A 25,334-nucleotide genomic window follows, 5' to 3' on the forward strand; every position below is an offset into this window, starting at 1 on the left:
ATCATGATCGAGAACAAGAAGAAGCCGAACCCGATTGACATTCACGTCGGTAGTCGGATCCGCCTTCGCCGTACCATGCTGGGCATGAGCCAGGAAAAGCTTGGAGAAAGCCTCGGCATCACTTTCCAGCAGATCCAGAAATATGAAAAGGGAACCAACAGAGTTGGTGCCAGCCGTCTTCAGAACATTTCGAGCATTCTGAATGTGCCCGTATCCTTCTTCTTTGAAGATGCGCCGGGCGAGCATTCTGTATCTGCCTCCGGGATGGCAGAAGCTTCGAGTTCGAATTATGTCGTAGACTTCTTGTCTTCGTCGGAAGGGCTGCAGTTGAACCGTGCTTTCGTGAAGATTTCGGATCCAAAGGTCCGTCGTAAGATCGTCGATCTGGTGAAGGCTCTGGCAGCCGAAGCAGATAGCGAGTGATTCGTCTTGGAAATGCAAAGAGAGCGGCTTCGGCCGCTTTTTTTGTGTCTTTGAGCAAGATGGCTTGTCGACATAAAGATATATTTATGTGGTTGTGTGCTTGTCTTTGATTTTGGAAATGGGTAACGATTGCCCATCCATTCTTTGAGGGGAATCCCGCATGCGCACCAACTATCTTTTTACCAGTGAATCCGTTTCTGAAGGGCATCCGGATAAGGTCTGCGACCGCATCTCTGACGAAATCGTAGACCTTGTTTATCGAGAAGCTGCCAAAACTGGCGTCGATCCCTGGACGGTGCGCATCGCCTGCGAGACCCTGGCAACGACAAATCGGGTGGTGATTGCTGGTGAGGTCCGCCTTCCGCCGAGCCTGATGAAGACGGACAAAAACGGCAAAGAGGTCATCAACCCTGCCAAGTTCAAGTCGGCTGCGAGAAAAGCAATCCGCGACATAGGTTATGAGCAGGACGGTTTCCATTGGAAGACGGCCAAGATCGACGTCCTCCTTCATTCTCAGTCGGCTGACATCGCCCAGGGCGTGGATAAGGCCGCAGACAGTGCAAATAGTGAAGGTGCCGGCGATCAGGGCATCATGTTTGGCTATGCCTGCAAGGAAACGCCGGACCTGATGCCAGCACCCATCTACTATTCGCATCGTATCCTTCAGCTTCTCGCTGATGCCCGCAAAAAGGGCGATGGCGATGCGTCCAAGCTGGGCCCTGATGCAAAGAGCCAGGTCACGGTTCGCTACGTGGACGGCAAGCCTCACGAAGCAGTTTCAATCGTGCTTTCGACCCAGCACCTGGATGAAAGCTGGGACTCCAAGAAGGTCCGTCAGGTTGTCGAGCCCTATATCCGCGAGGCACTTGGTGATCTGAAGATCGCCAATGATTGTGCCTGGTACATCAATCCAACCGGAAAATTCGTCATTGGCGGTCCGGATGGTGATGCGGGGCTGACTGGTCGCAAGATCATCGTGGACACCTACGGTGGCGCGGCGCCTCACGGTGGTGGCGCTTTCTCCGGAAAAGACACCACGAAGGTGGACCGTTCGGCTGCCTATGCCGCCCGCTACCTAGCAAAGAACGTCGTGGCCTCTGGTCTTGCGGAGAAATGCACCATCCAGATTTCTTATGCGATCGGCGTTGCTCAACCGCTGTCAATCTACGTGGATCTGCACGGCACGGGCAAGGTGACGGAAGACCAGGTAGAAGCCGCCATTCGCCAGGTGATCGATCTTTCGCCCTCTGGCATTCGTCGCCATCTTGACCTGAACAAGCCGATCTATGCTAAGACGGCGGCCTATGGCCATTTTGGCCGCAAGGCTGGCCGCGATGGCTCTTTCTCCTGGGAGAAGCTGGATCTGGTCAAGCCGCTCAAGGACGCGATCAAGGCCTGACGAGAATGACGGATTTCGACCGGAAGACACGATCGACCGAAGCCTTCTTCGGTCGACGCAAGGGTAAGCCTTTGCGCGACCAGCAAGTCGAGCGTATGCATACCCTTCTTCCGGTCCTCAAGATCGATCTTTCGGCGACACCACCCGCCGATCTTCGGCACCTCTTCCCGGTTGAGGTCAACAGCATCAGGCTGGAGTCCGGCTTCGGCGGCGGCGAGCATCTGGTGCATCGAGCGCGCGAAAATCCGACAACCGGGTTTATCGGCATCGAGCCCTTCGTCAACTCCATGGCCAAGTTGCTGGCCGTGGTTGAGGCGGAAGGACTGACGAATATTAGGGTCTATGATGACGATTGTGTGCAGCTTCTCGACTGGCTGCCAGCCAACAGCGTCGATCATATCGACCTGCTTTACCCTGATCCCTGGCCAAAGAAGAAGCACTGGAAGCGTCGCTTCGTTTCACAGGCAAACCTCGCGCGGTTCCACAAGGTTCTGAAGCCGGGTGGGCTCTTCTGTTTTGCCTCCGACATAGACACCTATGTCAACTGGACGCTACAGCACTGCAAGCGGCATGGTGGTTTTCAGTGGACGGCGCGTAACTCAGGCGATTGGTTGACGCCCTATCACAATTGGCCGGGGACACGTTACGAAGCCAAGGCCCGAAGAGAAGGGCGGTCTTCTGCCTATTTGACCTTTGAAGCAATCTGAAGCCAGTCGGCTCTTGCACGGCCCATCGCTGGCCTTCCTCGTCCCGGTATCTTGCTGATCAATGCAGTGAAACGGTCTTGAGGTCATCCTCAGCGGCTTTGAAGAAGGTGCTCGACCTGTTGTCCGTCAACAGGATTGGCGTACCGTCTGCGGCAAAAAGAGCCCAGAGATCGAGCGTTGGGTCAATTTCCGGCGCCTCGGGAAAGCAGCGGGAAACTTCGTCTGATTTCATTTTGCGGATATAGCCCACTTCACCGGCTCCCAAGTGGGCAAGCTCGTTTTCAGTCAGGCGCGCATTGGCTTCTTTCAGTAACATTCCGATCCTCCACGACTAACGGAGAGGCGGCAAATATCGCCGCAACCGTCATTGTGAGGCTGAAATGTTAATTTTCCTCACCAGCTGCACGTTGTCAGGTCGAACTAATTCGATGGATAGCAGCCCATTTCGCAAATGGGCTGACTTTACCTCCATGCCGTCTTGGAGGGTAAAGGTCTTCTGGAACTGGCGGGCGGCGATCCCTCGGAACAGGTAGACCGGTTCGTCGCGATCCTGTTGGCGACCCCGGATAACCAGTTGATTGGCCTCCAGCGAAACATCCAGCTCCTGTTCCGAAAAGCCGGCAACAGCAAGTGTAAGTCTCAGACGTTCGGCTTGTTGATCGTCTGCACTTTGCAAGCGCTCGATATCATAGGGCGGATAGCCATCTCCCGCCCTGACTTGCCGCTGACTACCCTGTCGCCCAAGATCCAGGCCAATCAGAAGGCCGGATGGTGTCAGTCTGTCGCGGCTCATGTTGTGACTTCCTCTTTTCCCGTATCGCGCTGCCTGATCTCATTGCAGATATGGGCATGGACAAGCATCGGCGCAAGCCTTGGCGTGCTTGACAATCGGCGTAGCGGGACGCATCGCTGGTTCTTTCGACGACAGGAATGAAGCATGAGTGATCCCAGAAAAATCATCATAGACACAGATCCGGGCCAGGACGATGCGGCGGCTTTGATGCTCGCGTTTGCGAGTGCGCACGAACTCAAGGTTCTTGGCATTACAACAGTTGCGGGCAACGTGCCGCTTCGGTTGACGAGCCGTAACGCCCGTATTGTCTGCGAGTTGTGCCACCGGCAGGATATTCCGGTCTACGAGGGCGCAGTTCGCCCGATGGTTCGGGCCTTGGTGACTGCGGAACATGTTCATGGAAAAACGGGCCTTGATGGCGCTGACTTGCCCGAGCCGTCCATGGCGGTTCAGGACCAGCATGCCGTTGATTTCATCATCGAGACGCTCCGTTCCCACCCGGCTGGTTCGGTTACACTTTGCACTCTCGGACCGATGACAAATATAGGCCTTGCGCTTCAGCGCGCACCCGACATTGCACCCATGATCCGCGAAATCGTAATGATGGGCGGTGGCTTCTCTGAAGGCGGAAACATTACCCCAGCTGCTGAGTTCAACATCTATGTCGACCCCCATGCTGTTGATCTGGTCCTGAAATCCGGTGTTCCCGTCACCATGATGCCGCTGGACGTGACACACCAGCTGATGACCAGCAAGGCCAGAGTTGCCCGTATCGCTGCGATCGGCACCAGACCTGCCAGGGTCATGGTCGACTGGCTCGAATTCTTCGAGCGTTTTGACGAAGAAAAATACGGATCAGACGGCGGACCGCTGCATGATCCGACAGTCATTGCTTACCTTATCAAGCCCGAACTCTTCAGTGGCCGCTATTGCAATGTGGAGATTGAAACGCAATCAGAACTGACGATGGGAATGACGGTCGTAGACTGGTGGCGCGTATCCGGTCGCAAGTCCAATGTTCAGGTCATGCGCGGCGTCGACGCTGACGGCTTCTTCGATCTGTTGATCGAGCGCTTCGCTCGTCTTTGATGTCAGGGGAAGGGGGCGCCAATGTGGATGGCGCCCCGTCACGGCCCTCATAGGCGCCAAGGATCAGAACTCTTCCCAGTTGTCAGCGCTCGGCGACGCCGCTCCAACCGACGCAGTCTTGCGCGGGGTCGGCATCGAGGGTGGCGCCTTTTGATTTGGCAAAGCCTTGGCGGTCGCAGTTCGCATGGTTTCTGCTGTCGCGCGCAGCGCCGCAACGGGCGCAACGGGTGCAGTTGCGACACTCACCTCGAACTTTGCCACCAGACCGCGCAGAGTGTCGGATTCGTTTCGAAGTGCCATACTGGCCGCCGTCGTCTCCTCAACCATCGCCGCATTCTGCTGGGTCACCTGGTCCATCTGGTTCACGGCGGCGTTGACCTCCTTGAGACCTGAGGCCTGCTCGCTGGCCGAGGCAGAGATCTGGCGGATGAGACCATTGATCTGCATGACCTGCTGCGCAATCTTTTCCAACGTTTGTCCGGCCTCGCCGACAAGTTCGACACCGTCCTTGACCTGTGCGGCCGAGGCATTGATGAGCGACTTGATTTCCTTGGCGGCTGTGGCCGAGCGCTGGGCGAGTTCCCGGACTTCCTGGGCTACGACCGCAAAGCCCTTGCCCGCTTCACCGGCACGCGCGGCTTCAACACCGGCATTGAGTGCCAGCAGATTCGTCTGGAATGCAATCTCGTCGATAACACCGATAATGCGAGAGATTTCCTGCGAAGACTGTTCGATGCCATGCATTGAGGCGACGGCCTTCTGAACCACCTCTCCGGACTTTTCCGCATCCTTTACAGCGACCGATACGGTGTTCGCTGCGGTTCCGGCATTTTCGGCGCTGGAGTTTACCTGTTCGGTCAGTTCGTTAAGCGCTGCTGCCGTTTCCTCAAGGCTTGCTGCCTGCTGCTCAGTACGCTTCGAAAGGTCGGCTGCACTTTCGGAAATCTCGCTGGTACCGGCAGCTATGTTGACAACACTGCCATTGACCGAGGCAATAGCCTGTTCGAGGCTCGCAACGGCATTGTTGAAGTCGCGCTTGAGTGCGGCATATTCACCTGGGAATTCGTCCGCAATCCGGTATGTGAGGTTCCCCTGCGAGAGCTGGGAGAGGCCACTGCCCAGCGCCGTTACGATGTGCTGCTGTACCGTAGCAGAGTGATTGCGTTCTTCTTCGTTGCGCCGGCGCTCCCCTTCCGCCGCCTTGCGCTGTGCCTCTGCCTCCGCTGTAAGCAGATTGGTTTCGGCAAGCTTGTGTCGGAAGCCGTCAAGAGCCTTTGCAACGAGGCCTATCTCATCTTGGCGATGCTGGTTTGAGATGTCGCTGTCGTAATCCCCCTTGGTCATTCGTTCGACGTCGTCGACCAGCCCGTGCAGAGGACGCTGTGCCAGCGAACGCACGGCAAGAAACAGCGCCAGCATGACAGCACCGAGAACGATCAGACCGCCGACGATCATCATCATGGTCTGTGCTTCGACCGGTGCGTTGATGGCCGCATGCGGGATATCTATGATGACGGCCCAGGTAGCATTCACACCCGGAACCGCAAAGGGATACAGCAATCGGTCGAACCCTTCTCCGTTTGGATCGGAGAGGTCCGAAACAATGCTGCCGCTGCCGCTCGATAGAGCCGTTTTCAAGGCGGCGGCCCCCTCTGCTTCGTATGGCGTCATAAGCAGGTCATCGGTCGGAGCAACGAGCCATTGCGCATTGTGTGCAACGAGAAGCACACGACCGGTTTCGAACGGTTTCAGTGCCTTCAGCTTGTCGGAAAGCGATTTCAGGGAGATATCCACGCCGGTAACACCGATGAGCGTGCCACCAGAGAATACCGGGTAAGCAATTGAACTCATGGTGGTTGGTACATCGGTACCTTCTGCCATATAGGGGGCTGTGATCGCGCCTTTGCCGCTTTGGGCGGCCAGTGCATACCATTCAGCGGGGTAGTCAGCACGGAATGTTGAAAACTGGATCGCGCCATCCGTGGTCTTCGACCAGTATGGGGTGAAATCGCCATCGTCATTGGCGGAGAGTTCGATCTTTCCCTTGATATCGTCCTTCTGGCCGTCAATGGCACGCGGCTCCTCGGCCATCCAGCTGCCGAAGGCAAACGGGTTCTGTTCCAGATTGGCCTTCAGGACATTGGTGATGCCAAGGCGGTCCAGGGATTTGCCCTCATGACCGCGTCCGATGACGCCGGACATGGTGCGCGCCGCACTTGCCAGTTCGCCGATGTCGCCGGCGATTTCGCGGGCGATCGATTCTGCCTCAGCATCCGCCTGATTCATGGTCAACTCGTGAACACGGTCACGGGTCTGAGAGATTAGAACGAGATTTGAGAGCAGAAGAACGAGCCCGATAGCGGCGCCGGTAACAATCAGGAGTTTTGCAGCTATCGAGCGGGTAAACAGGGTGAGCATGGAAGCCTCGGATCATAAGGTTCTGAGCGCAGATGCATGCGGTCCACGCTGTCATGGCGCAGCCCGGCGCCTCTCTGGGCGCCCTAGTCTCCTCAGAGTCTATGTTCCATTGCTTAATTGGCAATGAATCGTATCGATCCGCTTCCATTCTGCTCTAGAGCGATGATGCAACTTCTGCGGCGGTTGGAATGGAAGGTTGGGCGCCCGGCTTCAGGCAGGCGAGCGATCCGGCGACTGCTGCTCGGCGCAGGGCTGCGTCGAACTCGATCCCCGCATCAAGGCTCGCGGCAATGTAACCGCAGAAGGTGTCCCCCGCACCGACCGTGTCAACGGGGTCGATTGTCAATCCTGCCGCACGATAATGCTGGCCGTCTTTCATTGCGATGACCCCTTCGCCACCGAGGGTAATGACGAAGGTTTGTCCGGTCTTGACATGCATTTCATTCAGCAGAGCAACCCTTCGGGTGCTGTCGAGACCCTCTTTGCCGGCAAGCCGCTCGAATTCAGTCTCGTTGGCGACAATTACATCCGCCATCGCCGCAAGCCGTGGGGCGTCGTCTGTCAACGGCGCCGTGTTCAGGATCGTCAAGATGCCTTTTGCCCTTGCCGCCTTAAGGGCTGTCTCGACAACTGGCGCCGGCACCTCCAACTGAAGCATCAGCACGTCACCCGTGCTCATTGAAGCGACGGCTTGTTCAGCCATGGTCGCGTCGACGAGCCCATTGGCGCCCGGTACGACTGCAATCATGTTCTCCCCGTCTCCACCAACAAGGATAAGAGCCGTGCCGGTCGGACCCGGATGCCGTGCGACCGATGCGAGGTCGGTGCCCGCCTCCTGCAGAAGCGTCAGCGCCGGATCGGCAAAGCCGTCCTGCCCAACGGCGCCGACCATTCGCACCTTGCCGCCGGCCCGTGTCGCAGCCAGCGCCTGGTTTGCGCCCTTCCCGCCCGCTGCCGTGTGAAACCCTGTTCCAGCGACGGTCTCGCCGGGCTTTGGCAAGCGCGGCGTTGTTGCGATGAGGTCCATGTTGATGGAGCCGAGGACTGTAATCATGAATTGCCTGTCTCGTAATCGGTTTCGCAACCGGATGTTTGAAGAACTCCGTTGTGACCGAATATCTCAGTCCTCGTCAACCACGCGCAGTTTGAGCATGCCGGTTCGGCTTTCAACGCTCCTGTCTGGCTCTGTTGCCGGTTTGGCGCCGCTATTGGAACTGTCGAACTCCATGGCTTCAATCTTTGCTCCACGGCGTGTCAGCTTGTCGGATGACGTCAGTATCTGTTCGACGTCCTTTTGGGCTGCCATGAAGTGCCCTTGCAGCTTGCGCGCCCGATCGTCAAGTCGGCCCAGATCCTCCATCAGGCGGGCAACCTCTCCTTGAATCAAGTGCGCCTGTTCGCGCATTCGCTGATCCTTCAGAACGGCTTGAATGACCTGGATTGACAGCATCAGCAGGGAGGGAGATACGATGACCACTCGTTGCCGGTGTGCTTTCTGAACGATAGCTTCAAAATTCTCGTGGATCTCGGCAAAGATGGATTCCGAGGGGACAAACAGGAATGCCATCTCCTGCGTCTCCCCCCGGACCAGATACTTTTCTGCAATATCACGGATGTGAACTTCCATATCGCGGCGGAATTGCCCGGCGACGATCTTCTTCCGTTCAGGGTCCGCCTCGTCCCGCATCGCATTCCAGGCTTCGAGTGGAAACTTGGCGTCGATTACCAGAGGAGGAGTGTCATTGGGCATACGGATCGTGCAATCGGGCCGTGAGCCGTTGGAAAGTGTCGGCTGGAACGAATAGGCCCCGATCGGCAGACCGTCTGCAATGATGGTTTCCATGCGTGATTGGCCAAAGGCACCACGTGTTTGCTTGTTCGAAAGGATGGCCTGAAGCCCGACAACATCCTTGGCCAGGTTCTGAATATTGTGTTGGGCCGCGTCGATAACGGCCAAACGCTCCTGAAGGCTCCGCAGATTCTCATGCGTGGACTTGGTCTGTTCAGAGATGGTCGCTCCCAGGCGATGTGTCATGCCATCAAGGCGTTGATTAATGGCGCTATTGAGCTCGGCCTGTCGTCGACCGAAGACATCCGCCATCGCTGATAGCCGCCCCTGCATGTCAAGCTGGGCCTTGAGCAATTCAGCAAGCCGAGCGTCGGCCATTTCCTGGCGTCGAGTTGCCTCATGATGCAGTTCCTGCCTCAGTCTGCGTAACCGCAAAACGCTCCCCAGTGCCACGAAAACAAGAGCCAGAAAAACGGCTAGGACACCAAGCCCAAGATAGTGCGCTGGCAGGTTAATAGTGCCGAAAGTGATGTCCGGAATAGGCAATGTGTTCATGACGTGGTTGTACCAGACTTTTCGATAATGAACAGATCAAATCGTGAACAAGGATGCTCCGTTAGACTGGTGCGTCAGAAAATCGCTGAACTTGCCCACCTAAAAAATGAGGATTGGTCGTATGAAAAATCAGTGACTTAATGACAAATGGCAAGATATCGTGGAATTTTAGAAATCTTGCATTTACCATTTTGTGATGATGTGTCCGTCGGATCACACTCGCATTGCGCGAGGTGTGCTGAGAGCGGGGACTGAACATGAGTGCGGGTAATGAGAATGGTGGGCTGCAGGCGCGTCTTGCGTTCCTCGGCTTGGACGAGCATGCACGGCAAACACTGAAGGCCCTCGGACCGATCATCAAGGATAACATAGGTCCCGCGCTCGACATATTCTACAGCAAGATCAGAAAAGTCCCGGAAACAGCGGCCTTCTTCAAGAATGATGATCATATGCTGGGCGCAAAGACACGCCAGGAGCAGCATTGGGGGATTGTCGGTACGGCGCAGTATGATGAGCGTTACGTCGAAGGTGTAACGAAGGTTGGTAAGGCACATGCTCGCATCGGGCTTGAGCCTCGCTGGTACATTGGTGGTTACGCGCTTGTTGTGGAGCAACTTATCCATGCCGTAACGAAAAAGCGTTGGCCCAGTCGTTTTGGCAGAAGCGACGCTGGCAAGCTGGCCGATGAAGTGTCCACCGTGGTCAAGGCGGCGATGCTTGATATGGACTACTCCATCTCGGTTTATCTGGATATCCTGGCAGCCGAGCGCCGTGCAGCTGAAGAGGCACGCAAGAAGGCAGAGGAAGAGCAAGCCATGGCTCTCAAGGCTCTTCGCGACGTTCTGAACAAGCTGGCCGCAGGCGATCTCGATGCCCGCATGTCAACGGATCAACCAGCCAATTTCGTGGCCATGGCAGAAGATTACAATGCGTCCGTTGCCAAGTTGCGAGACACCATTTCCACGGTAAGAAGCGCAGCTGACGAGATCTTCCGCTCCACCACCGCAATTTCGGATGCCGCCGATGATCTGGCGCAGCGCACCGAACAACAAGCCGCAGGCCTTGAGCAGAGTACGGCTGCCCTTCAGGAACTGACACAGAACGTTTCATTGACTGCCGATGGTGCCCAAAAGGCCTCCAGCGTGGTTGGTGCAGCCCTCGGCGAGGCCCGTGTCTCGGAGGAGGTGGTTTCCCGAGCCGTAGAAGCGATGGGAGCAATCGAAAAATCGTCCGATGAAATATCGAAAATCATCGGCGTGATCGATGAAATCGCCTTCCAGACAAATCTTCTGGCGCTAAACGCTGGTGTCGAGGCGGCACGAGCCGGTGAAGCGGGGCGTGGCTTTGCCGTTGTTGCCCAGGAAGTCCGGGAACTCGCCCAACGCTGCGCAAGTGCTGCGCGCGAAATCAAGGGTCTTATCTCGCAAAGTTCGGGTCAGGTCCAGACAGGTGTCGGACTTGTGAACAATGCGGGCGAGGCGCTTGAGAAGATCATTGTGCGGATTGGCGAGATCAACACGATTGTTTCGGGAATTGCGAGCGCTGCGGCCGATCAATCGGTCGGTCTGCGCGAGGTTAACTCCGCCATCGGGGGCATGGACTCGATCACTCAGCGTAACGCCGCGATGGTGGAGGAAACCTCTGCCCAGACAGTCACCTTGCGTGAAGAGGCCGAACGATTGGTCTCGGCGCTGCGCGGCTTCAAGACATCAGGAGCCGGATCGGCTGCGGCTCATCAACCCTATGCCATGCGTCGCGCGGGCTAGGGCCTGCGCTGACAAAACGCAAGTTTTCGATCGGCAAATTTAGGATCTGTTTAGCTATGCAGGGCAACAATCAAGATCGACCAGCTTGGACGTCAGATTACAAACTGCAAGACTTGTGAAGGTACCATGACCCAGAATGTGAACGACGGTCTCAAGGAACGACTTGATTTCCTGGAGATAGACGAAAACACGCGTGCGACACTCGTTGAAATGAGACCGTCGATCCGCGAGCTTCTAGGATCAGCCCTCGACAAGTTCTATGCCAAAGTAGCCGGCACCAAGAAGACAGCGGCGCATTTCCGTGACCCGTCTCACATGTCCGGTGCTAAAAACGCGCAAATCGGCCACTGGGACAAGGTATCGTCCGGCGCATTTGATGAAAACTACGTGCGCGGCGTGACGGCGGTCGGCAAGGCCCATGCCCGTATTGGTCTTGAGCCCCGCTGGTATATCGGCGGCTATTCCATGCTGATCAGCGAGCTCGCTACCGGTCTGCTGGTCAAGCATTGGCCTTTTCCATTCGGCAAACAACACGCCCAGGCGCTGGGAAATCGTATCAGCGCCATCGTCAAGGCCTCCATGCTGGACATGGATTATGCCATTTCGGTCTATCTGGACGAGCTTGAACAGAAGCGGAAGGACATGGAGGCCGAAAGGGCTCGCCTGGAAGCAGATCAGGCGGTGGCACTGGAGCATTTGCGTAAAGGACTTGAGGCCTTGGCTCAAGGCGACTTCGAGACACATATGTCGACGGATCTGCCCGACAACTTCAAGGAAATGGCAAGACACTACAACGAGACGGTCAATCGCCTGAACCACTCCTTCTCGGCCATTCGTCGTGCCTCCGAAGAAATTTTGGACGGGACCGAAACGATTTCGCGCGCCTCGAACGAGTTGGCAAGCCGCACGACCCAGCAGGCAACCGGCGTTCAGGAAAGTTCGACCGCCCTGCAGCAGCTCTCGGTCAGCGTTGGTCAGACGGCCGATAACGCACAACGTGCGTCGCTGGCGGTACGCGAGACGCAGCAGCAGGCCCAGTCTTCCGGCGACGTTGTCTCGAAGGCTGTGTCAGCCATGGGGGCAATAGAAAAATCATCGACGGAAATATCCAAGATCATTGGTGTGATCGATGAGATTGCCTTCCAGACGAACCTTCTGGCCCTCAATGCTGGCGTTGAAGCAGCTCGCGCCGGGGATGCTGGCAAGGGCTTTGCCGTTGTTGCCCAGGAAGTTCGCCAGTTGGCGCAGCGCTCCGCCGATGCTGCGAAAGAGATCAAGCAGCTGATCTCACAGAGTTCGGAGCAGGTCAAGGAAGGTGTCGGGTTGGTCAGCGGCACCGGAGACGCACTGAATGACATCATCGCTCGCATCACCGAGATCAACACCTTCGTGTCCGAAATTGCCACAGCCGCCAAGGACCAGGCGACAGGCGTCAACGAGGTCAACCATGCAACCCGCAGCATGGATACCTTGACGCAGGAAAACACCACAATGGTCGAGCGGACGACGGCAGAAACAATGCGTCTGCGCTCCGAAGTCGCGGGCCTTGTGGATCTTCTTGGCCAGATCAAGACCCGCAGCGAACCGCGCGCCGAAACTCGCCAGGCACGGGCGGCATAACATGGTGATGGCCTGACGTCTTGTCGCGCCGGGCCATCAGCGTTTTTCATTGCCCTCTGTTTCAAACTTGAGGTATGGGAAGCGCATGAGCATCAGACCCCTTATCATTCTCCCCGATCCGCTGCTTCGCCAGACCTCTGCGCCAATCGAGCGTTTTGATGATGATCTGCAGAAGCTGGCTGATGACATGCTGGAAACCATGTATGACGCGCCGGGCATTGGCCTGGCGGGCATCCAGATCGGTGTGCCACGCCGTATCCTGGTAATCGACGTTTCGAAGGAGGGGGAGGACAAGCAGCCCCTCGTGATCATCAATCCGGAGATCCTGACATCGTCGGATGAGCGATCGGTCTATGAAGAAGGCTGCCTGTCGATCCCCGACTATTATGCGGAGGTCGAGCGTCCGGCAAAAGTGACCGTGAAGTCACTGGACCGTCATGGCAAGGAGCAATTGCTCGAGGCGGACGGCCTTCTTGCAACTTGCCTTCAGCACGAAATCGATCACTTGAACGGCGTTTTGTTCATTGACTACATTTCGCGCCTGAAACGCGAAATGGTGATCAAGAAATTCACCAAGGCGGCAAAGCAAAGGCTCTGAGAGCAGCACGCGCCTGAGCGAGCGAAAGCTGGGCTGACATATGGCACTTCGTATCATTTTCATGGGCACGCCTGAGTTTTCCGTGGCCACGCTGAAGGCGCTTCACGCAGCGGGTCACGAGATCGTCGCAGCCTATTCCCAGCCGCCTCGTCCCGGTGGTCGTCGCGGGCTTGATCTGCAGCCATCGCCGGTTCAGAAGGCTGCCGAAGAACTTCAGATTGAGGTCCGTCATCCGCTGAACTTCAAGGGTGAAGAAGACCGGGCTGCTTTCCGGGCCTTGAACGCTGACGTGGCGGTTGTCGTTGCTTATGGCCTGTTGTTGCCGGAAGCGATCCTGACTGGCACGCGTTACGGCTGCTACAATGGCCATGCTTCGCTGCTGCCGCGCTGGCGAGGCGCCGCCCCCATTCAGCGTGCGATCATGGCGGGTGATCGCGAGACCGGCATGATGGTGATGAAGATGGACAAGGGGCTGGATACCGGTCCGGTTGCCCTGACCCGAAGGGTGGAAATCGCTCCGGACATGACCGCTGGCGAATTGCACGACGTGTTGAGTGTCGTTGGCGCAGACGCCATGGTCGAGGCCATGGCAAAACTTGAGGCGGGAGCATTGACGACCATGCCGCAATCCGATGACGGCGTTCTCTATGCAGCCAAGATCGACAAGGCCGAGACCCGTGTCGACTTTGCGCGTCCCGCAGCCGAAGTGCATAATCACATCCGAGGCCTTTCACCCTTTCCTGGGGCCTGGACCGAATTGCCGATCGGCGGGAAGCTTGAGCGCGTCAAGCTTCAGACCTCTACAACTGGCGAAGGTCGAGGCGCGCCTGGAGACGTGCTGGACGACGAACTGCTGGTCGCCTGTGCCGACGGCGCCGTCCGGTTGACCCGCCTGCAGAAGGCCGGTGGCAAGCCCCTTGATGTTGCTGATTTTGTTCGCGGGACCCCGATCCCGCGGGGAACGGTCATTGCCTGATGCCGCGCTTCCGGATGACCGTCGAGTATCACGGTACCGCCTATGTCGGATGGCAGCGGCAGGAAAACGGTCATTCGGTTCAGGCGGCTCTTGAGGGAGCAATCCATGGTCTGACCGGCGAGAGCGTGGTGATCCGTGGCGCGGGGCGCACTGACTCCGGTGTTCATGCCTTGGGACAGGTCATCCACGCAGACTTCTCAAGAACCTGGGTTCCCCACAAGCTGCGAAATGCCTTGAATGCCCATCTTGCCATGGCAAATGAGCGCGTGGCAGTTCTGGATGTCGCTCAGGTCAGTGATGATTTCGACGCTCGCTTTTCCGCACTTCGTCGCCACTATCTCTATCGCATCATCAATCGTCCGGCGCGTCTCGCCGTTGAGGCCGATCGCGCGTGGTGGGTGCCGAAGGTGCTTGACCACGAGCTCATGCACGCTGCTGCACAGCAACTTGTCGGCCATCACGACTTTACCACCTTCCGCTCGGCCCATTGTCAGGCGAAGAATCCAGTCCGAACACTGGACCGTCTTGACGTCACTCGCGTTGGAGACCTGATCGAGATCCGCGCCAGCGCCCAGAGCTTCCTTCACAATCAGATCCGCTCTTTTGCCGGAACGCTGAAGCTTGCCGGCGAAGGCAAGATGTCTCCCGACGATGTCCGGGCAGCCCTAGAAGCGCGTGACCGTTCGGCGTGCGGGCCCGTTGCCCCTCCTGAGGGGCTCTATTTCATGCAGGTCGATTATCCCGACCAAACATGATCGCACACGTGGCTTGCCAAACTCCGGCTGAACTTATATCCACATTTCAAGAATTCTGGAAATATGGAGAAGACAATGACCGTGACGATTTATCATAACCCGGCCTGCGGAACGTCCCGCAACACGCTCGCCATGATCCGCCAATCGGGTGAGGAGCCGATTGTGATAGAATATCTTCAGGATCCGCCAAGCCGCGACAGACTCGTGGAATTGATTGGCAAGATGGGCATTTCGGTTCGTGAACTGCTGCGCGAGAAGGGTACGCCCTTTGACGAGCTTGGGCTGTCCGATCCGTCGCTCTCCGATGAACAGCTTGTCGACGCGATGATGGAACATCCGATCCTGATCAACAGGCCGATTGTCGAAACGGAAAAAGGCACCCGCCTTTGCCGCCCCTCGGAGGTGGTTTTGGAGATCCTTGCCAATCCCTTGAGTGGCAGCTTCACCAAGGAGGATGGTGAAGTGGTCCAGGTCGGGGATAAGAGCTGATGCCGGATCAAGGTGAGACGCCCAATCTTGTAGAGACCGAGTTTCATCAGATCGACCGAAATCGGCTCTTCCGGCCGGAGCCAATCCAGCATGCTCCGCGCGTTCTGATCCTCTATGGTTCGCTGCGCAAGGTTTCCTATTCGCGCCTTCTCGCGGAAGAAGCGGGACGCATCCTGACACGGTTGGGAGCCGAAGTGCGCTTCTTCGATCCGGCGGGTCTGCCACTGGCTGATTCCGTCGAGCCGTCGCATCCCAAGGTTCAGGAATTGCGAAATCTGTCGCTCTGGTCCGAGGCCCAGGTCTGGTCATCCCCGGAACGTCATGGTGCCATGACTGGCGTTATGAAGACCCAGATCGACTGGCTGCCGCTCTCGATGGGTGCCGTTCGCCCGACGCAGGGTCGCACGCTGGCACTGATGCAGGTTTGCGGCGGTTCACAAAGTTTCAATGCTTTGAACCAGATGCGCATTCTGGGGCGTTGGATGCGGATGTTCACCATCCCGAACCAGTCGTCTGTGCCAAAAGCGTTCAGCGAATTCGATGCTGACGGGCGCATGAAGCCGTCTGCCTATTACAATCGCGTCGTGGATGTGATGGAGGAACTGATGAAGTTCACGCTCCTTCTGCGCGAGCGGGCGGATTACCTGGTGGACCGCTATTCCGAACGGGTCGAGACGGCAGAAGAGCTGTCGAAGCGCGTCAACCAGCGCTCGATCTAACGGGATCAGCCGGGGAATACGCCCAGATAGCGCTCCAGCATCTCGGAGATGATCATCGTCGGCACAAGGAGAACCATCGTCGTGGTGGCGATGGTCAGCGTGTGGTCACCCAGCACCATGCGCAGGATCCGGAAGAGTGCAGCGATCAGTGTCAGCATGAGGATGAGCCACATCAGGGCAACGAGACCGCTGAGGCCTGGCAGCAACATCATGATGAGGATGAGGGCGCCGTAGCAATAGGAAATCGGCAGTGTCAGCCAGTTGGCAACAACGATCAGTGAAGAGAACTTGGCTCCAAGGCCCGCGATCCAGCATAGAAGCCCGACCATCACCAGCGGCAGCATCCAGTTCAGCCCCTCGATGATGGACAGGCGAAAGAAGAAGACACCCGCCCCACCCGGCAGTTCCGGTTCTGTCTGCAGGAAAAGCAGCCGCCACCAGACGAAGGAGATAAGGATCGCCGGCAAGGCCCAGAGTATGGCAAAGAAGGACCGCATCATCCCGCGGTCGGAGAGGTCGAGATAGGCAAAACCCTTGGGGTCCTGCTTGAACAGCAGCCAGAGCCCGGTCAGATAGAACTCTACCTCTTTAAGCGTTGGCATGCTCGAACCACTGTTCCAGAAATGTCTCGTATATGACCGTCAGCGTTTCAAGGTCACTGACGGCAACGCGTTCATCGACCATATGCATGGTCTGACCAACCAGTCCGAACTCCACCACCGGGCAGTAGTCCTTGATGAAACGCGCATCAGATGTGCCGCCCGTGGTCGACAGCTTTGGAATCCGACCTGTCACTGTCTCTACCGCTTTAGAGAGTGACTGGATGAGTGCGTCATCGCGGGTGAGAAACACATGGCTTGGCCGCTCCGACCACGTGATGTCGTAGCGGATCGGGTCCCTGCCGGGTCTGAGTTCTTGATTTCTTGCGGCTATATCGAGCCGCCGCAGCAGCTCATCGCGAATTGTGTCTGCGGTCCAGAGATCGTTGAACCGCACATTGAAGTCAAACCGACCCTTGGCGGGAACGACGTTTGTTGCCGTATTGCCCGTATCGATGTTGGTGACTTCGAGATTAGTGGGCGGAAAGTTCTCGGTCCCCTGGTCCAGGGGCGGATACATCAGCGCCTGCGTCATGGCCGACACTGCCCGAAGAGGATTGTCAGCCAGATGCGGATAAGCCACATGCCCCTGAACGCCATGGACCGTAACAAAACCCGAGATCGAGCCGCGACGACCGATCTTGATCATGTCGCCAAGCTCGTCGGGATTGGTGGGTTCGCCAACAAGGCATGCATCCCACCGCTCGCCACGCTCGGCCGCCCATTGCAGCAGCTTGATCGTACCGTTGATCGCCGGTCCCTCTTCGTCGCCGGTAATCAGAAGTGACACCGAGCCATCCGGAGCTCCGCTCTTCGCGACCAGTCGGGCATAGGCTGCGATGAAGCAGGCAATGCCCCCCTTCATGTCGACGGCTCCACGCCCATAGAGCATGCCGTCCCGGACCTCGCCCGAGAAAGGCTCGACAGTCCAGTCTGATGCGGCTCCAACCGGCACTACGTCACTATGGCCGGCAAACATCAGATGCGGTCCGCTCTTGCCCGTGCGCGCGTAGAGGTTCTCGATATCCGGCGTGCCTTCGGCCTTGGCTGTCATGCGCTGTACATCAAAGCCAAGTGGCTCCAGCAGTTCTGTAAGGACGTCAAGAGCGCCGCCTTCCGCTGGTGTGACGGAGGGGCAACGAATGAGGGCTTGGAGGACGTCAATCGGATTGGTGGCAATCATGGTGACCAAAGCGCTTCTGAAAGGCAGGCATGAACCTGCTGCTGACTAGACTTAGACGAAGCACTTGGCTCTGTCATCCACAGTCGGTGGTCTCTAGTGTCGCGGGAAGTGAGGCAGGCGGCGATAACACGATTGCCAACGCCTGCCGGCTGGTTATCAGTCGCGCAGCAACTCGTTGATCCCGGTCTTGGACCGGGTCTTTTCATCCACCCGCTTGACGATCACAGCGCAGTAGAGATGCGGCGCTGGCTGGCCATTGCCCATGGTCGCATTACCCGACGGCATGGAGCCGGCGACGACAACCGAATAGGGCGGCACTTCGCCATAGCTGACTTCGCCGGTCGCGCGGTCGACAATCTTGGTCGACTTGCCGATATAGACACCCATGCCAAGCACCGAGCCTTCGCGGATAATGCAGCCCTCGACAACTTCCGACCGGGCGCCGATGAAGCAATTGTCTTCGATAATCGTCGGGCCCGCCTGCAGGGGCTCCAGCACGCCGCCGATGCCGACGCCGCCCGAGAGGTGGACATTGGCGCCAATCTGGGCGCAGGAGCCAACGGTCGCCCATGTGTCGACCATGGTGTTTTCGCCGACATAGGCGCCGAGGTTGACGAAGGATGGCATCAGGACGACGCCCTTCGACACATAGGCCGAGCGGCGCACGACGGCATTCGGCACGGCGCGGAAGCCGGCGGAGCGAAATTCGGGTTCGCCCCAGCCATCAAACTTCGATGGCACTTTGTCCCACCAGGTTGATGCACCGGGCCCGCCCTTGACCACTTCCATGTCATTGAGGCGGAAGGAGAGAAGCACTGCCTTTTTCAGCCACTGGTGGACGGTCCACTGACCGTCATCGCCACGAGACGCAACGCGTGCCTTGCCGCTGTCGAGCAGGTTCAGAGCTTCTTCCACGGCATCGCGGATCTCGCCCTTGGTCGAAATGGAGACCGTGTCACGGTTTTCGAAGGCGGCTTCGATAACCTTTTCCAATTGGCTGAGATCTGATGCGCTCATCTGAATTCCTTAAACTTCGTTGTCTAACTTCGATGGTAACAAACGATCTGTCTCTGATCGTGAATTTGCGATCTGCTCTAGCGCATTCAAGCCCCGTTGGAAACAGCAGAGAGCTTGAGGATCGCCTTGGAAAGGACCTGGAATGGTGAAGACGAAGAATGGCAGGCATCGCAAGACGGACGGCTCCTGGGATCCGCTGAAGGACAGTTCAACCGACCGTCAGAGTGCTGCCGGCGTGCCGCCAACGCCGCAATCGCTCTCTCCATCCTACAGACTTGCCTATGCAGATGACGAGTTTCTCTGCCGCGAGGAATTGCGCCCGGTTCGCCTTCAGCTTGAACTGCTGAAGACGGAAATGATTCTCACGGAAAAGCAGATCAAGTCGACAGTCGTGATGTTCGGCGGCGCACGCATTCCCGCACCCGGTCAGGATGCCTGGGCCGCCCGCAATGACATTCAGCGCGCCAATCTGGAAAAGGCATCGATCTATTACGAGCAGGCGAGAAAATTCGCGAGACTATGCTCGGAATACTCTGCGCTGAGCGCACACAGGGAATATGTCGTGGTCACCGGTGGCGGTCCCGGCGTCATGGAGGCAGGCAATCGCGGCGCGGAAGAGGTCGGCGCACCGTCGATCGGCCTCAACATCGTGTTGCCGCACGAACAGGCCCCCAATCCCTATGTCACACCGGAGCTGAGCTTCAATTTCCACTATTTCGCCATCCGCAAGATGCATTTCCTGATGCGCGCAAAGGCCATCACCATCTTTCCGGGCGGGTTTGGCACGCTCGATGAGTTCTTCGAGACGCTGACACTGATCCAGACAAAGCGGATGGCACCAGTGCCGCTCATTCTGTTCTCGGAGGCCTTCTGGCGCGACATCATCAACTTTGATGCGCTCGCTGCATTCGGCACAATTGCCCCGGAAGATCTGGAACTGTTTCAATTCGCTGAAACGGCAGAGGATGCCTGGAAGATCATAGCCGATTTCTACGATCTTGAAACGCAAACGGCTCCCTGAGGAGGGAGCCGTCGTTGTGAGGATTGTGATATCCGATCAGGGCATCATCATGCGGCGCTGCGGCATGTCTTCCGAAGAAATGAAGCCATCGGAATTGCGATCCATGCGTTCAAACATATTGTCCGCGACTGCTGTGGCTTCAACCTTGCTGATCTGACCGTTTTCGTCCGTATCAGCGGCGCGCATCATTCCTCGGGGGCCACCGCGCTTGCCATCAGGACCGCCGCGATCCGCTCGCATCTCCATGCCTTTACCCTCATGACGGCCGCCATGCTTGCCGGCATGCTCGCGTCCTTCCATCTTCCCGCCATTGCCTGCCTGCTCTCTCATTTCGGCCATTGCGGCGCGCCGCTCGTCGCGCATTTTTTCCCGATAAGCACGAAATTCGCCCGGCGTAAGCGCACCATCGCTATCGGTGTCGACTTCGGTAAAAATGACATCGACCGCAGATGCAGACTCGGATTTGGAGATTTTTCCGTCTTTGTCCGCATCATGCTTTTGCAGAAGCTGGACGAACATGATTTCCGGCGCCCGGAACCCGCCAGGGCCCTGCTGGGCAAAAGCGGTTGCAGCAGAGGTGCCGACGAGGAGAGTGCCGACCATGGCGGTCAATGTGAGGGACTTGGCTTTCATGGATTTTCCTTTCGCGTTAATTCGATGAAAGGAATGTATGGTGCCGGGCTTCAACTCCCTACTTAAACATCCGTAAGCTGGGTTAAACTTTGGTAAGTTTGGTCTTTCCTAAAAGTAATGTTTGGCGTGGCTACGTTTGAATCTGGGACGTGTGCAAGCAAGTGCAGCTTCGAGCCTTACGCATCAGGTGCGATTGTCTGAAGGAACTCGGTCAGGTTGTCGGTGACATAGTCGACACTGTCGCAGTCGATGTGTTCCACTCGCTCCCAGGTCTCAAGAATGGCAGCGCCAAGGTTTCGTGGTACCAGCAGCACCGTCTTCATTCCAAGCGACTTTGGCACCATCAGATTGCGCGGCAGATCCTCGAACATGGCGGCATGCGCCGTGTCGATGCGGTTGAGGCTTGCGAACTTGTCATAAGTCGCGCCGGCCGGTTTCGGTACATAGTCGGCCGCCACGATATCGAATATGTCGTCGAAGTGGTCAAGGATACCAAGCGCCCGTGCAGCAGCCTCGGCATGGGCCACCGTACCATTGGTAAAGATGAATTTCCGCCCGGGCAGTTTTCTGATCGCCGCGCCAAGCGCCTCATCCGGAAGAAGCGCCGAATAGTCGATCGCATGGGCTCGTTCGAGAAACGCATTGGGATCGACATTGTGATGCAGCATCAGTCCGGCGAGGGTCGTGCCATGATCGCGATAGTAGCGCTTCTGCAGCGCGCGCGCCTCATTGGCTTCCAGTTGGAGAAGCTCGGCTACGAAGGCCGTCATGTTGCGGTCGATCTGCGCAAACAGATTGATGTGATGCGGATAAAGGGTGTTGTCGAGATCGAACACCCAGTCGCGGATATGCTGAAAATCGGAGGGCGAGGGGCGCTTTGAAGGTAAGGTCATGGAGGACTTATGACAGAAGAGGGCCGAGAAGAAAACGTGCGATTCTGTGTCTCTTGATAGCCGTGTCAGGCCGAACAGGATCGCGCTTGGTCATGGGTCTCAAGAATGCTATGGATAGCGCATGCAGCAAAGCGCCAGAGCCCCAGAGATCGATTCATGTCTGGTGATCCTTCAGGATCGCAAGCGTCTTCCCTGCCGCTTTTTTGCTTTTGCATCAGGGGTTATTCTCGGCCATCGCCATTGATTGAAGTTGTTTCCAGCTCGCTGACAGGCAACATGAGGCTGAGTGCATTCCTCGAAAGGGCGGTTCACCACCTCGCAATGGCGGAACAAGCCTTATGGAACTTTGGGCCATCATAACGATCGGCAGCGCCTTCCTTCAGAACGTGCGCTCAACTCTGCAAAAGCACCTCAAGGGGCAAATGGGCACCACGGGTGCAACCTTTGTCCGATTTGGCTTCGGCCTTCCTTTCGCGCTAATCTACCTCGCTGTCCTGAATCAGGTCTTGCACCGACCTTTGCCGATACCGGGTGTAGCCTTTGTGGGATGGGCACTGGCGGGCGCGCTGGCGCAGATAGCCGCTACCTTTCTTTTGGTGCACATTTTTTCCTACCGCAATTTTGCGGTCGGGACCGCCTATTCCAGAACAGAACCCGCCCAGGCAGCATTGATAGCGCTGCTATGGTTTTCGGAGACGGTTTCTCCTCTGACAATTGGCGCAATTCTGCTCTCGATCATCGGCGTCATGCTGATTTCGGTCGCCCGCACGACGATCTCGCCTCGCTCGCTGATCATTTCAGTCACAAGCCGAACTGCGACGGTCGGTCTTGGCTCGGGCTTTTTCTTCGGCATATCCGGCATTTCCTATCGAGCAGCGTCTCTGTCGCTGGAACCTTCCCTTCCGGCACCGGACACTGCGATGCAGGCGAGCTTTACCCTCGTTGTGGTCATCTTCATCCAGACCGTCTCGATGCTCGCATGGATGGTCCTGTATGACCCGGAGGAGTTGGTACGCGTTCGCAAGGCTTGGAGAACTGCCAGTCTTGTTGGTTTTGTTGGCGCAACGGCGTCATTTGGCTGGTTCGCGGCAATGACGCTGCAGCAAGTGGCCGTGGTGAAGGCCTTGGCGCAGGTCGAGATGCTGTTCACATTTGCCTCGTCGGTGCTGATCTTCAAGGAGAAAATCAATCGAGTGGAGGTGCTGGGCTGCATCGTGATCGTTGCCGGCGTATTGCTGCTGCTGCTCGGATGATCTGGTAGACGAGGGAAAAGACCTCAAGGATTTGCTTGTTGCCACTAGGTAAACATGGAACCTTGCATTGCGGTCGACTCGGTCGACTTCATGATTAGAAGGTCGCTTCATGTGAAATCCTCCACCTTCCTAGATGGCAAACCTACCCCGGACACGGAGAGCTATCCGGAGCGATGGCCCGCTTTGTTCGTCATGATGCTCGCAAATTTTATGAACCTGCTGGATGTGACGATCGTCAATGTTGCGCTCCCCAGCATGCAGCGAGACTTTAATGCCGGCTCGGGCCAGATAGAATGGGTTGTTGCTGGCTATGTTCTGGCCTTCGCCCTGTGTCTTCTGCCGTTCGGTCGCTATGGTGATGTGAAGGGCAAAAGACGGGTATTCCTTCTGGGCGTTGCCGGCTTCTCCCTCGCTTCAGCCTTCTGCGGTATCGCGACCAGCGTTGAAATGCTGATTGTCGCCCGCATGGTTCAGGGAGCGGCGGGCGCCATGATGACGCCCCAGGTTCTGGCAATCGCTCAGGTCATGTTCCCTCCTCATGAACGAGCCGCCGCCTTTTCACTCTTTGGCCTGTCGGCGGGGCTTGCCTCGGTTGCAGGCCCGATCATCGGTGGTTGGCTGATCGGGATGAATTTCTTCGACCTGGGCTGGCGTCCAATCTTCCTGATCAATATTCCGCTTGGCATGATTGCCATATTGGCCGGATGGCGGCTGATCCCCCATGTGCCGGTGCGCAAGGGCCTCAGGAATGACTATGTCGGCATCGTACTCGTCGGCCTCGGCATCTTCTTTGTCATATTCCCGCTGATCGGGGGACATGGTTACGGTTGGCCACTCTGGACCCATGCCATGATGATGGGGTCGCTGTTTTTCTTCGTCGGCTTCTATCTCTGGCAACGCCACCAGCACCGTGTGGGCGGACCGGAGCTTTTGCCTCTGACCCTGATGAGCAACCGGAACTATGTGATCGGAGCTCTGATGACGGCTGTCTTCTTCTCCACCTTGCCGGGCTTCTTCCTGATCCTCGCAATGTTCCTGCAGGAGGGCTTTGCCCTGACACCTTTGCAATCGGGGATGACGACGGTCCCATTCTCTGTGGGTGTGCTCGTAGCCTCGGTGATTTCCGGACGCCTCGGCAGGGTGCCGCCCCGCCTGCGCATCATGGTAGGGATGATGATGCTTACCGTCGGCATGGCGCTTCTGCGCACCCACATCTTGCATTTGACGGATACAATCGATCCGCTCGCGCTCCTGCCGTCCCTGCTGCTGAGCGGTCTTGGCATGGGTATTGCGATTGCGCCGATGTTTCAGGTCGCGCTCGCAGGTGTCCCGCCTGAAGATGCCGGCTCTGGTTCAGGTGCTCTTCAGGCCATTCAGCAGGTTGGGAGCGTTTTTGGGATCGCCATCGTCAGTGCGTTGTTCTTCGGCAGCCTGGCGGCGAATGAAGCGCTGTCCTTGGCTTCAGGTGAGGCCCATGCCGATAGTCTTGCGACCGGCATGGTCTATAACTTCCTCGCCTATGGACTTGTGTTGATCGCCTTAGCATTGCTGCGCCCGGCGCAGGGTGCAGCCCGGACGCATTAGAGCGTCATGGAACGAGCAACGTACCGGCACCGGTTTCCGTGAAAAGTTCAAGCAGCACCGAATGCGCCGTCTTGCCGTTCAGGATCACGACACCCTGAACCCCGGCCTTGATCGCCTCGATACAGGTCTCGACCTTCGGGATCATACCACCGGAAATCGTGCCGTCCTTGATCAGCGCATGCGCCTCTGCAACGGACAGTTCTTTGATCAGCTTGCCGTTCTTGTCGAGGACGCCTGGCACATCCGTCAGGAAGAGCAGTCGCGATGCATTGAGCGCACCCGCAATAGCACCGGCAAATGTATCCGCATTGATGTTGTAGGTCGCCCCATCTCGTCCCGGTGCAACCGGTGCAATGACTGGGATCATCTCGGAGCGTGCCAGAAGATCGAGCAGTGTCCGGTCCACTTCCACCACTTCGCCGACAAAGCCGAGGTCAAGCACGCGCTCGATGTTGCTGTCCGGATCGCGGACCTTTTTCTGTGCCTTCTCGGCAAAGACCATATTGCCGTCCTTGCCGCACAAGCCGATTGCCCACTCGCCGGTCTGGTTGATCAGCGCCACGATTTCCTTGTTGATCGAGCCGGCGAGAACCATTTCAACGATTTCGACGGTCTTCTGGTCCGTAACCCGGAGCCCGTTCTCGAAACGGGATTCGATACCCATCTTGGCCAGCATGGCGCCAATTTGCGGACCGCCGCCATGCACCACGATCGGGTTGACGCCGGATTGCTTGAGGAGCGCAATATCGGCTGCAAAGGCTTTGCCAAGTTCCGGATTACCCATGGCATGGCCACCATATTTCACCACGATGGTCTTGTTCTCGTAGCGCTGCATGAAGGGGAGCGCCTGGGCCAGCAGCCTTGCCTGGGTTTCGCTTTCGGAAGCCGTCATCGGGAAAACCTCATTTTGGATCGCGGCCTTTTAGCGCAAGACAGGCCCTGATGGAATAACGGGGAGGAGAATATATCGGGGGCGGTGGTCACCGCCTGTCTTGCCCTATTGCCACCGCGATCATCGGCTCTATATCCGCAAGCGCGTGGCCAAGGTAGGGAAT

General features: G+C 57.3%; 25 protein-coding genes. 14 read left to right on the forward strand and 11 right to left on the reverse strand.

The features are described from left to right. Window positions 1-3 precede the first annotated feature (3 nt). From FE840_RS06475 to trmB, 3 genes are all read left to right on the forward strand, one after another. Window positions 4-423, forward strand: coding sequence for a helix-turn-helix domain-containing protein (locus tag FE840_RS06475; RefSeq protein ID WP_138285654.1), 420 nt, complete (start codon window positions 4-6; stop codon window positions 421-423). Between the two features lie 160 nt (window positions 424-583). Further along, on the forward strand, window positions 584-1,822 hold the full coding sequence (gene metK, locus FE840_RS06480; RefSeq protein ID WP_138285653.1) for a methionine adenosyltransferase: 1,239 nt from the start codon (window positions 584-586) through the stop codon (window positions 1,820-1,822). A 5-nt stretch (window positions 1,823-1,827) separates the two neighbouring features. Further along, a complete protein-coding gene (gene trmB, locus FE840_RS06485; protein ID WP_138285652.1) occupies window positions 1,828-2,529 on the forward strand; it encodes a tRNA (guanosine(46)-N7)-methyltransferase TrmB in 702 nt (233 codons plus the stop codon). A 58-nt stretch (window positions 2,530-2,587) separates the two neighbouring features. On the opposite strand, the gene FE840_RS06490 is transcribed toward trmB, so the two are convergent. Beyond that, the gene (locus tag FE840_RS06490; protein WP_138285651.1) at window positions 2,588-2,845 is read right to left on the reverse strand and encodes a BQ00720 family protein; all 258 of its coding nucleotides are present in this window, start codon (window positions 2,843-2,845) and stop codon (window positions 2,588-2,590) included. Window positions 2,846-2,893: 48 nt separating this feature from the next. Continuing rightward, window positions 2,894-3,322 carry an Hsp20 family protein gene (locus FE840_RS06495; protein WP_138285650.1) on the reverse strand — a complete coding sequence of 143 codons (429 nt, stop codon included), beginning with the start codon at window positions 3,320-3,322 and terminating at the stop codon, window positions 2,894-2,896. Window positions 3,323-3,466: 144 nt separating this feature from the next. Between FE840_RS06495 and FE840_RS06500 the strand changes: the two genes are divergently transcribed. Then, a complete protein-coding gene (locus FE840_RS06500; RefSeq protein WP_138285649.1) occupies window positions 3,467-4,411 on the forward strand; it encodes a nucleoside hydrolase in 945 nt (314 codons plus the stop codon). 63 nt (window positions 4,412-4,474) lie between these two features. On the opposite strand, the gene FE840_RS06505 is transcribed toward FE840_RS06500, so the two are convergent. The 3 genes from FE840_RS06505 to FE840_RS06515 form a co-directional block, all read right to left on the reverse strand. Next, window positions 4,475-6,829 (reverse strand): methyl-accepting chemotaxis protein, encoded by a 2,355-nt coding sequence (locus FE840_RS06505; RefSeq protein WP_138285648.1) that lies wholly within the window; start codon window positions 6,827-6,829, stop codon window positions 4,475-4,477. A 154-nt stretch (window positions 6,830-6,983) separates the two neighbouring features. Further along, window positions 6,984-7,883, reverse strand: coding sequence for a ribokinase (locus tag FE840_RS06510; protein WP_138285647.1), 900 nt, complete (start codon window positions 7,881-7,883; stop codon window positions 6,984-6,986). 66 nt (window positions 7,884-7,949) lie between these two features. Beyond that, the gene (locus tag FE840_RS06515; protein ID WP_138285646.1) at window positions 7,950-9,173 is read right to left on the reverse strand and encodes a DNA recombination protein RmuC; all 1,224 of its coding nucleotides are present in this window, start codon (window positions 9,171-9,173) and stop codon (window positions 7,950-7,952) included. Between the two features lie 257 nt (window positions 9,174-9,430). Here FE840_RS06515 and FE840_RS06520 point away from each other — a divergent pair, with 257 nt between their 5' ends. The 7 genes from FE840_RS06520 (at window position 9,431) to arsH (ending at window position 16,096) form a co-directional block, all read left to right on the forward strand. Further along, on the forward strand, window positions 9,431-10,939 hold the full coding sequence (locus FE840_RS06520; protein WP_138285645.1) for a globin-coupled sensor protein: 1,509 nt from the start codon (window positions 9,431-9,433) through the stop codon (window positions 10,937-10,939). Between the two features lie 126 nt (window positions 10,940-11,065). Beyond that, the gene (locus FE840_RS06525) at window positions 11,066-12,559 is read left to right on the forward strand and encodes a globin-coupled sensor protein (RefSeq protein WP_138285644.1); all 1,494 of its coding nucleotides are present in this window, start codon (window positions 11,066-11,068) and stop codon (window positions 12,557-12,559) included. 85 nt (window positions 12,560-12,644) lie between these two features. Beyond that, window positions 12,645-13,157, forward strand: coding sequence for a peptide deformylase (def, locus tag FE840_RS06530; protein WP_138285643.1), 513 nt, complete (start codon window positions 12,645-12,647; stop codon window positions 13,155-13,157). Between the two features lie 40 nt (window positions 13,158-13,197). Beyond that, window positions 13,198-14,133 (forward strand): methionyl-tRNA formyltransferase, encoded by a 936-nt coding sequence (gene fmt / locus FE840_RS06535; RefSeq protein ID WP_138285642.1) that lies wholly within the window; start codon window positions 13,198-13,200, stop codon window positions 14,131-14,133. Further along, entirely contained in the window at window positions 14,133-14,888 is a 756-nt protein-coding gene (truA, locus tag FE840_RS06540) for a tRNA pseudouridine(38-40) synthase TruA (RefSeq protein WP_138285641.1), read from the forward strand. Before fmt ends, truA begins: the two co-directional genes overlap by 1 nt. A 75-nt stretch (window positions 14,889-14,963) precedes the next feature. After that, a complete protein-coding gene (arsC, locus tag FE840_RS06545) occupies window positions 14,964-15,377 on the forward strand; it encodes an arsenate reductase (glutaredoxin) (RefSeq protein WP_138285640.1) in 414 nt (137 codons plus the stop codon). After that, window positions 15,377-16,096 carry an arsenical resistance protein ArsH gene (arsH, locus tag FE840_RS06550; RefSeq protein WP_138285639.1) on the forward strand — a complete coding sequence of 240 codons (720 nt, stop codon included), beginning with the start codon at window positions 15,377-15,379 and terminating at the stop codon, window positions 16,094-16,096. The genes arsC and arsH overlap by 1 nt, the downstream gene beginning before the upstream one ends. A 5-nt stretch (window positions 16,097-16,101) precedes the next feature. Here arsH and FE840_RS06555 read toward each other — a convergent pair whose 3' ends face one another. The 3 genes from FE840_RS06555 to dapD all read right to left on the reverse strand — a co-directional run bounded on the left by FE840_RS06555 (window position 16,102) and on the right by dapD (window position 18,895). Continuing rightward, complete coding sequence (locus FE840_RS06555) at window positions 16,102-16,698, reverse strand: hypothetical protein (RefSeq protein WP_138285638.1); 597 nt, start codon at window positions 16,696-16,698, stop codon at window positions 16,102-16,104. Then, complete coding sequence (dapE, locus tag FE840_RS06560) at window positions 16,685-17,878, reverse strand: succinyl-diaminopimelate desuccinylase (protein WP_138285637.1); 1,194 nt, start codon at window positions 17,876-17,878, stop codon at window positions 16,685-16,687. The genes FE840_RS06555 and dapE overlap by 14 nt, the downstream gene beginning before the upstream one ends. Window positions 17,879-18,034: 156 nt before the next feature. Then, on the reverse strand, window positions 18,035-18,895 hold the full coding sequence (dapD, locus tag FE840_RS06565; protein WP_138285636.1) for a 2,3,4,5-tetrahydropyridine-2,6-dicarboxylate N-succinyltransferase: 861 nt from the start codon (window positions 18,893-18,895) through the stop codon (window positions 18,035-18,037). Window positions 18,896-19,037: 142 nt separating this feature from the next. Between dapD and FE840_RS06570 the strand changes: the two genes are divergently transcribed. Beyond that, the gene (locus tag FE840_RS06570) at window positions 19,038-19,916 is read left to right on the forward strand and encodes an LOG family protein (protein WP_138285635.1); all 879 of its coding nucleotides are present in this window, start codon (window positions 19,038-19,040) and stop codon (window positions 19,914-19,916) included. Between the two features lie 36 nt (window positions 19,917-19,952). On the opposite strand, the gene FE840_RS06575 is transcribed toward FE840_RS06570, so the two are convergent. Both FE840_RS06575 and FE840_RS06580 read right to left on the reverse strand, forming a co-directional pair. Continuing rightward, window positions 19,953-20,549, reverse strand: a complete 597-nt coding sequence (locus FE840_RS06575) for an EF-hand domain-containing protein (protein WP_138285634.1) — start codon at window positions 20,547-20,549, stop codon at window positions 19,953-19,955. A gap of 176 nt (window positions 20,550-20,725) precedes the next feature. Further along, window positions 20,726-21,442: a pyrimidine 5'-nucleotidase gene (locus FE840_RS06580; protein WP_138285633.1), complete on the reverse strand. Its 717-nt coding sequence runs from the start codon at window positions 21,440-21,442 to the stop codon at window positions 20,726-20,728. A 338-nt stretch (window positions 21,443-21,780) separates the two neighbouring features. Between FE840_RS06580 and FE840_RS06585 the strand changes: the two genes are divergently transcribed. Next, entirely contained in the window at window positions 21,781-22,695 is a 915-nt protein-coding gene (locus FE840_RS06585; protein WP_138285632.1) for a DMT family transporter, read from the forward strand. A gap of 210 nt (window positions 22,696-22,905) precedes the next feature. Beyond that, on the forward strand, window positions 22,906-24,279 hold the full coding sequence (locus FE840_RS06590) for an MFS transporter (protein WP_246318860.1): 1,374 nt from the start codon (window positions 22,906-22,908) through the stop codon (window positions 24,277-24,279). Window positions 24,280-24,283: 4 nt separating this feature from the next. Here FE840_RS06590 and argB read toward each other — a convergent pair whose 3' ends face one another. Then, window positions 24,284-25,171, reverse strand: coding sequence for an acetylglutamate kinase (gene argB, locus FE840_RS06595; protein WP_138285630.1), 888 nt, complete (start codon window positions 25,169-25,171; stop codon window positions 24,284-24,286). Window positions 25,172-25,334 lie beyond the last annotated feature (163 nt).

This window comes from Peteryoungia desertarenae (assembly GCF_005860795.2).
Classification (GTDB): Bacteria; Pseudomonadota; Alphaproteobacteria; order Rhizobiales; family Rhizobiaceae; genus Allorhizobium; species Allorhizobium desertarenae.

What these genes read in the sequence shown, in the direction of transcription:
- arsC (WP_138285640.1), top strand. Translation starts at nt 14,964, where the DNA reads ATGACCGTGACGATTTATCATAACCCGGCCTGCGGAACGTCCCGCAAC.
- FE840_RS06520 (WP_138285645.1), top strand. Translation starts at nt 9,431, where the DNA reads ATGAGTGCGGGTAATGAGAATGGTGGGCTGCAGGCGCGTCTTGCGTTC.
- FE840_RS06510 (WP_138285647.1), bottom strand. Translation starts at nt 7,883, where the DNA reads ATGATTACAGTCCTCGGCTCCATCAACATGGACCTCATCGCAACAACG.
- truA (WP_138285641.1), top strand. Translation starts at nt 14,133, where the DNA reads ATGCCGCGCTTCCGGATGACCGTCGAGTATCACGGTACCGCCTATGTC.
- dapD (WP_138285636.1), bottom strand. Translation starts at nt 18,895, where the DNA reads ATGAGCGCATCAGATCTCAGCCAATTGGAAAAGGTTATCGAAGCCGCC.
- FE840_RS06490 (WP_138285651.1), bottom strand. Translation starts at nt 2,845, where the DNA reads ATGTTACTGAAAGAAGCCAATGCGCGCCTGACTGAAAACGAGCTTGCC.
- FE840_RS06475 (WP_138285654.1), top strand. Translation starts at nt 4, where the DNA reads ATGATCGAGAACAAGAAGAAGCCGAACCCGATTGACATTCACGTCGGT.
- arsH (WP_138285639.1), top strand. Translation starts at nt 15,377, where the DNA reads ATGCCGGATCAAGGTGAGACGCCCAATCTTGTAGAGACCGAGTTTCAT.
- trmB (WP_138285652.1), top strand. Translation starts at nt 1,828, where the DNA reads ATGACGGATTTCGACCGGAAGACACGATCGACCGAAGCCTTCTTCGGT.
- def (WP_138285643.1), top strand. Translation starts at nt 12,645, where the DNA reads ATGAGCATCAGACCCCTTATCATTCTCCCCGATCCGCTGCTTCGCCAG.
- FE840_RS06580 (WP_138285633.1), bottom strand. Translation starts at nt 21,442, where the DNA reads ATGACCTTACCTTCAAAGCGCCCCTCGCCCTCCGATTTTCAGCATATC.
- FE840_RS06500 (WP_138285649.1), top strand. Translation starts at nt 3,467, where the DNA reads ATGAGTGATCCCAGAAAAATCATCATAGACACAGATCCGGGCCAGGAC.
- argB (WP_138285630.1), bottom strand. Translation starts at nt 25,171, where the DNA reads ATGACGGCTTCCGAAAGCGAAACCCAGGCAAGGCTGCTGGCCCAGGCG.
- FE840_RS06505 (WP_138285648.1), bottom strand. Translation starts at nt 6,829, where the DNA reads ATGCTCACCCTGTTTACCCGCTCGATAGCTGCAAAACTCCTGATTGTT.
- FE840_RS06525 (WP_138285644.1), top strand. Translation starts at nt 11,066, where the DNA reads ATGACCCAGAATGTGAACGACGGTCTCAAGGAACGACTTGATTTCCTG.
- FE840_RS06570 (WP_138285635.1), top strand. Translation starts at nt 19,038, where the DNA reads ATGGTGAAGACGAAGAATGGCAGGCATCGCAAGACGGACGGCTCCTGG.
- FE840_RS06585 (WP_138285632.1), top strand. Translation starts at nt 21,781, where the DNA reads ATGGAACTTTGGGCCATCATAACGATCGGCAGCGCCTTCCTTCAGAAC.
- FE840_RS06590 (WP_246318860.1), top strand. Translation starts at nt 22,906, where the DNA reads ATGAACCTGCTGGATGTGACGATCGTCAATGTTGCGCTCCCCAGCATG.
- metK (WP_138285653.1), top strand. Translation starts at nt 584, where the DNA reads ATGCGCACCAACTATCTTTTTACCAGTGAATCCGTTTCTGAAGGGCAT.
- FE840_RS06575 (WP_138285634.1), bottom strand. Translation starts at nt 20,549, where the DNA reads ATGAAAGCCAAGTCCCTCACATTGACCGCCATGGTCGGCACTCTCCTC.
- FE840_RS06515 (WP_138285646.1), bottom strand. Translation starts at nt 9,173, where the DNA reads ATGAACACATTGCCTATTCCGGACATCACTTTCGGCACTATTAACCTG.
- dapE (WP_138285637.1), bottom strand. Translation starts at nt 17,878, where the DNA reads ATGATTGCCACCAATCCGATTGACGTCCTCCAAGCCCTCATTCGTTGC.
- fmt (WP_138285642.1), top strand. Translation starts at nt 13,198, where the DNA reads ATGGCACTTCGTATCATTTTCATGGGCACGCCTGAGTTTTCCGTGGCC.
- FE840_RS06555 (WP_138285638.1), bottom strand. Translation starts at nt 16,698, where the DNA reads ATGCCAACGCTTAAAGAGGTAGAGTTCTATCTGACCGGGCTCTGGCTG.
- FE840_RS06495 (WP_138285650.1), bottom strand. Translation starts at nt 3,322, where the DNA reads ATGAGCCGCGACAGACTGACACCATCCGGCCTTCTGATTGGCCTGGAT.